This window comes from Pseudonocardia sp. EV170527-09, assembly GCF_008369905.1.
In the GTDB taxonomy this organism is placed as follows: domain Bacteria; phylum Actinomycetota; class Actinomycetes; order Mycobacteriales; family Pseudonocardiaceae; genus Pseudonocardia.
In genome coordinates, this window is the sequence record NZ_VRMC01000156.1 from 1 (window position 1) to 5,860 (window position 5,860).

Here is a 5,860-nt window from a genome sequence, read left to right on the forward strand (position 1 = left end):
AGCAACGACTGAACACCCGACAAGGGGGTCAGTCCCAATCCGTCGTTACGGGGTTACTCCCAACCCGCCGTTGACAGGAATTGCTGGGAATTGCCGGAACACCATTCCGGCGACAGAAAGTGGGCCGCTACATCAGGCGACCGGCCCGCTTACGCTCGCGGGCGACACCGACACGCAGAGGTCGGTCAGGAGTGGTTCTCGTCGTCCTTGCCCCGCCGCATCGGCGCAGGCGCCGGGTGCGCGTGCTTGAGGCCCATCGCCTTGAACGCGATCCCCGACACCGTCCGACCATCCGCGGACTCGATCGAGTACGGGTTGATCTTCGGGTCGATCAACTGCACCCGAGCGTCCTCCCCGAACCCCTCACCCGGGTCCGTCGTCAGGGTCACCTTGATCTCCTCACCCTTCGGCGCCCGCTGCCCCGCCTGGACCTGGAGCTTCGCGAACAGCGACACCACGAACTGCGTCACCCCATCCCGATCGGTCACCGGCACCTCCGCACCGTTCGCGTCCTGCCGAGTCTTCGGCGCGGGCGGCTCCACCACCGTGAGCTTGTAGCCGTCGAGCACCACCGGAAGATCCCTCATCGCTCTCTCCTCTCGCGGCCCCTCATGACTGGACGTCTAGGGGAGTAATGATGAGAGTAGAGCACGTCTAGACGAGTTGCAACAAGTAGTCTGTCTGACCTGTGTTGCCGCAGGTCAGCGGGCGGGGATGTCGTACTCCAGCACGTACGCCGGGGCTGCCTTGACGGTGTCGCACACCTCGACGGGCACACCTGCGGTGTCGTAGGCGGTCCGCAGGACGACCAGGACCGGGACACCGTCGGGGAGCTCCAGGCGACGGCGCTCGTCTGCGGTCGGCATCCGGGCGGTGACCTCCTCGACGAAGTGATCGAGGACGTGCCCGGTCTCCTCCAGACGCGCGTAGATCCCGCCCGGGCCGGTGTTGGCCTCCAGGATCGCAGTGCCCTCCGCGATCGTCAGCGGCAGGAACGACGTCGCGACCTCGATCGGACGGTCGTCGGCGAGGTAGCGACGGGACCGGACCGCGACCCGCTCACCGTCGGAGAGCCGGAGGCGTTCGCGGACATCGGCTGGGGGAGTGGCCCGGTCGATCTCGATCTGGTCGACCGACGGGCGCACACCGGCCTTGTCTGCTTCGGCGAGGAACGCGGCCTGTCCAGCCTCACGGTGCTTGCGCGCGAACCGGTCCGAGGCCAGACGACGGACGGGGGCGGGCCTCCGCACGAACACCCCACGCCCGTGCTCGGCCACCACGCGGCCCTCGGTGCGTAGCTCCTGGATAGCCTGGCGAGCGGTCATCCGCGCGACCGAGTAGTGCCGGGTCAGCTCCGCCTCGGACGGGAGCTTGTCACCGGCGGTCAGCTCGCCGCGGTCCATCGCCGACCGCAGGTGGTCCGCGATCTGCCGGTACGGCGGCCGGCCGTCCTGACGATCGATCTCACCGAGCTGCACGCAGTTCTCCACTCCCATAGACAAGCGGGTAGCCTAGCGTTCGCTGTCAACCAGGGAGGCGGTAGTCATGACCGGCACGCCGAAGCATTCCGTGAGTGTCGCCGGAATCGTCGTGCGCGACGACGGCCGCATCCTCGTCATTCAGCGCCGCGACAACTCCCACTGGGAGCCCCCCGGCGGGGTCCTGGAGCTGGGGGAGACCTTCGAACAGGGCGTGCGCCGCGAGGTCATCGAAGAGACCGGCATCGCTGTCGAAGTCGAGCGGCTGACCGGCGCCTACAAGAACCTGCCCCGCGGCATCGTCGCTCTCGTCTTCCGATGCCGACCCACCGGCGGCGAACCCACCACGACCGACGAGTCCCGCCGCGTCGACTGGCTCACGCCCGACCAGGTCCGCGAACACATGGACCCCGCCTACGCCGTCCGCGTCCTCGACGCCCTCACCGACGAGCCAGCCTCTCGCGCCCACGACGGCGTGCAGCTTGTAGCCCCCTGAGCAGGGCCTAGGACGGCGGCAGCGTTCGCCGTGTCTAGACCTTCCATTCGGTATCAAGGCGGCGCCTCTGGCGCCGCGCCGCGTTCCGGGGTCCGGGGCGTGCGGCCTCCGGCCGGTCCCCGTCCCCCGGAACGCGGCGGCCATCTGCGCCGGGGCTATTGTCTCGCCGGTGGAATCGCTCCCCAGCAGTTCGGAGATCATCGGCGCCTTGGAGTCCTCTGGATTCTTGCTTGAACAACGTGTTGCGGCAGCGCTGAACGCAGTGGGATTCACCGTACGTCGAGGTCCGACTTACGTAGACCCCGACGAAGGAAAGAATCGCGAGATAGACATCATTGCAATCGATCGAATTCGAGACGCGAAGGGGAAGCTAAAGCACGGTTGGCTAATCCTACCGATTGAGTGCAAGAGTACCCCTATGCCCCACGTCGTCTTCCCAACCGAGTGGCCTGAATGGGACTACGCGAACTTACCGTGGGAATTCTGGTTGGACGAACACGGAGGTCACACTGCCTGGAATCGAGTCTCACGTGGTGAGCATATAGTCAGTAGCTGGACATCCGTTCGCCTCAATGGTGGTCCGCGGACTGAGCAGGTCGTTCGGATCGAACGGAACGGCAAGGATTTTAAGGCAAGGAACGTGCTGCTAGAGATGGGCCTGCCTGCGATCAAAGCTGCGCACGATCAGCGCCGAGCGTTCAAGAACGATTGTAGCGTTGTCCTGTTCCCTAGCGCCGTGTCGGGAGGACCAATTAAATCGTTCATTGGACCGATTGGGAATCCTAGGCTAACGGAAATTGAGTTCGCAACAGTGGCCTATGATAACCCTAGCCGTTGGATGTCGGACAATCACCAGCGGAATCATTTCGACTTAATTGCGTTCGATCACTTTGACGCCTGGCTTTCTCATATCCACGACGCTGTTACTGCGATCGCGCATTTTCTTCCGGACCTACCGCCGAATGCTCCCCGCTAGCCCGGATCTTTCGCCCTGAGCTGCGGCCTTGATCGACACCGGTGCTGTTCGGTGTGCGGGGTCGTATTCTGCCCGCAGGGTGTGACGGTTCGGCCGAGGTCGCTCGGGTGGGCGCCGGTTCCACGGTCCGGTCGGGGTTCCTGGGTCGTCGGGGCGGTGGGTGGTGTTCAGCCGGGGACGGCGAGCGCGCGGAGCCGGGTGAGGCCGTCGCAGACCAGCCCGGACCAGGGCGAGTGCGCCGGGAGGTGGAGCACAGTCCGGCGGGCGTGGCGGGCGATCTGGGCCGGGGTGGAGAACAGTCGCAGCCGGAGCCGTTTCGGCTCCCACCGCCGCGCAGGATGTTCTGTGTAGGCGAGCAGTTGGGTCCAGGCGGTGATCTCGCAGGCCAGCGCCACGATCGCGCACCAGATGCGGTTCTGGTCCAGCTCGTGCAGCGGCAGGTTCGTCAGGCCGGTGTCCTTCGCGGCGCGGATGCGGTCCTCGGCGCGGGCGCGGCGGCGGTGGCGTAGTTCGAGGTCGGCGAGTTGGCGGTTCGGGCCGCCGGGGCGGGTGTTGGTGACGAACGCGGTGTAGCGCAGCCCGTCGCGGTCGGTGATCCGCAGCTGTGCCCCGGGATGGGGCCGTTCGCGGCGCACGATCACCCGCATCCCCTTGGGCCAGGAGGACAGGTTCGTCAGGCCGGTGGCCTCGATGACCCAGGCTCCGGGGCGGGGTTCGCGGTCGGCGTCGAGAGCGGGCTGCCAGTCCGAGGTCGGGAGGGCGGCGAGCTGGTCGACCAGGTCCTGGGTCAGCCCGAACCCGACCGAGTAGGACAACCGCTGGGAGACCAGCCAGTCGAGGAGTTCGTGGGAGGCGCCCGCGCCGTCGATGCGGATCAACACCTTCCGCCCGGCCCTGCTGCCGGGCTTGTGACCGGGGAGCTGGCGCAGCGCGGCACGGATGACGGTGATGTGGTCAGCGGCGGTGTTCGAGCCCGCGTTGCCGGGCCGCAGCAGCTGCGCGAGTGGCTCCCCGGTGCCACCCGGGCCGTGGTCGGCGAAGGTCCACAACGGATGATGACCGAACCCGCGCTTGAACGTCGGCGCCGCGCCCTCCTTCTCCGAGTGGGCGGTGACCAGGGTCGCGTCGGCGTCGATGATCAGCGGGTCGGTCCCGTCGGTGCCGTGGTCGGGAGCATGTTCGCCGGCCAGTTCCCACGCCCTGGCCCGTGCTGTGGCGCGGGCGGTATCGATCGCCGCCAGCGCGGCGGTGGCGTCGGCGGCGAGGCGGTCGATCGTCCGCGACACCGTCGGGTCCGACGCGACCCGCCCGAACAACGCCGGTTCAGCGCGCAACACGGCGATGTCGGCCAGACAGTCCCCACCCGCGGCGAGAGTGAGGGCGAGGTCGAGCAGCACCTTCGCCGGATCGTGCACCGCCAACCGGGGCCGCCACGGCTCCAACACCGCCGAGAGCGCCCGGTCCAAGCCGACCTTCCCGATCGTCTCGGTCAGCAGCAGCGACCCGGCATGCGACACCACCGCCGTTGCGGCCGTGTCGACGACCGGGCGCGGGTAGAACCCGATAGCCTTCTTCACCTGGAGGGTGCTCCTGAACTCGCGCGATACGGGACCTCAGCAATCCCTATCCTCGCTGGTCAGCAGCACCCTCCAGCCTACTGACACGCCCTACTCGGCCAACCGCGATGAAAGCCCCGGGCTAGGGACGTACCAATGCCCTCGCCGGGCGGGCTGGTCTCCGGGAGAGCCGGGGTGTGGCATCCCGACGACCTCCCGGGGGGCTACCACACGACGTCCCGGGGGCGGAGCTGGACGAGTTGGCCGGCGGTTGCGTCGAGGGCCGCCCCCGGGCCGCCGCGCGGTCGGGCGTTGCCAGGTCGACGGGATGCCACACGAACCCCTCGTCGGGCTGTTCTGCCAGAGCAAATCCCGAGAGGACTGCTCACCACCGGCCAGCACGCCGGATTAGTGCACGGCACGAACACTCAGCTCAGCGCGCACCCGGCGGCACCAGGTGACACGGCCCGGCCTGATGTAGCAGCTTTCGGGACGAAGCGGCCACCTCATTGCTGTGTGCCTGGATCATCCTTCCTTCGCGGAATGCGAGAACGAAGAATCTGCTCTGATTCGGCAAGTGGAACGGGACGCTCCAGATCAACTATCGGCCACCGCTTTGGAGCCCCAGACGGCCGACCAAGACCCAGGTCTTCCCTGTAGTAGTGAATAAATTCGTCGACGCGCTCATCGGTAAAGCGTTGTAACAAGAACCACGTGACCTCGTCGTTCGGTCCGGGTTGGTCGAGTGCGGCCCTGGATGCACTGGCCATGTCACCGAACAGTCGAACGATGGCTTCCGCGCTAGTTATTACTGAATACACGCGCGCCAGACGCCGAATCTGACCGAGCGAGTTGACCATGTCGCCCATTGCGGATGGTGGGACAGTAGCCTGCTCCTCATCGCTTATCTCCATTCGGCCGGCATGAGCCTCTTTGAGAAGCGCTCGGAGCGCCAAATTTGAGATACGCTGTCGGTCAACTGAGTCAAGAAACGCCTCATAGGCGCTCCGTCGATCCTCAGCAAGCCACGTTAGTTTAGCCCGCTTGGCCTCTTGTCCGGCTATCACCGCGTCGTAGGCAATCTTCAGGAGGACGCCGAGGATGGTGAAACCACCGGCTACCAGTGCTACGGCTAGGCCAGGAACCTGTTGTAGGACCACGCTCCGGAGGTTAGTCGCGCTCAGCGCGCGGTACCTGCATTTCGATGGCCACGTCCCAGCCGGCGAGCGCCGACCGGCCACCGGACTTGCAGACATCAAGAGTGGTGAGTGTTTATCGGCTCTTCCGGAAATGGAGTGCAGGTGAGGGCGTGACCGGCCGTGGGAGTCGGGTCGTGTCGCTGCGGCGGGGCGGG

5 protein-coding genes are annotated in these 5,860 nt (G+C 66.5%); 1 reads left to right on the plus strand and 4 read right to left on the minus strand.

All coding sequences use genetic code 11. The features are described 5' to 3' along the window. Positions 1–185 precede the first annotated feature (185 nt). Together FVA95_RS27120 and FVA95_RS27125 are read right to left on the minus strand one after the other, a co-directional pair. Positions 186–572, minus strand: a complete 387-nt coding sequence (locus FVA95_RS27120) for a hypothetical protein (protein WP_083658655.1) — start codon at positions 570–572, stop codon at positions 186–188. 129 nt (positions 573–701) lie between these two features. Beyond that, positions 702–1,478, minus strand: coding sequence for a GntR family transcriptional regulator (locus tag FVA95_RS27125; RefSeq protein ID WP_205016003.1), 777 nt, complete (start codon positions 1,476–1,478; stop codon positions 702–704). Positions 1,479–1,545: 67 nt separating this feature from the next. Between FVA95_RS27125 and FVA95_RS27130 the strand changes: the two genes are divergently transcribed. Further along, positions 1,546–1,974, plus strand: a complete 429-nt coding sequence (locus tag FVA95_RS27130; protein ID WP_149666653.1) for an NUDIX hydrolase — start codon at positions 1,546–1,548, stop codon at positions 1,972–1,974. A gap of 1,143 nt (positions 1,975–3,117) precedes the next feature. On the opposite strand, the gene FVA95_RS27135 is transcribed toward FVA95_RS27130, so the two are convergent. Then, a complete protein-coding gene (locus tag FVA95_RS27135; RefSeq protein ID WP_149666654.1) occupies positions 3,118–4,527 on the minus strand; it encodes an IS1380 family transposase in 1,410 nt (469 codons plus the stop codon). A 485-nt stretch (positions 4,528–5,012) separates the two neighbouring features. Beyond that, entirely contained in the window at positions 5,013–5,666 is a 654-nt protein-coding gene (locus tag FVA95_RS27140) for a hypothetical protein (RefSeq protein ID WP_149666655.1), read from the minus strand. Between the last annotated feature and the right edge of the window lie 194 nt (positions 5,667–5,860).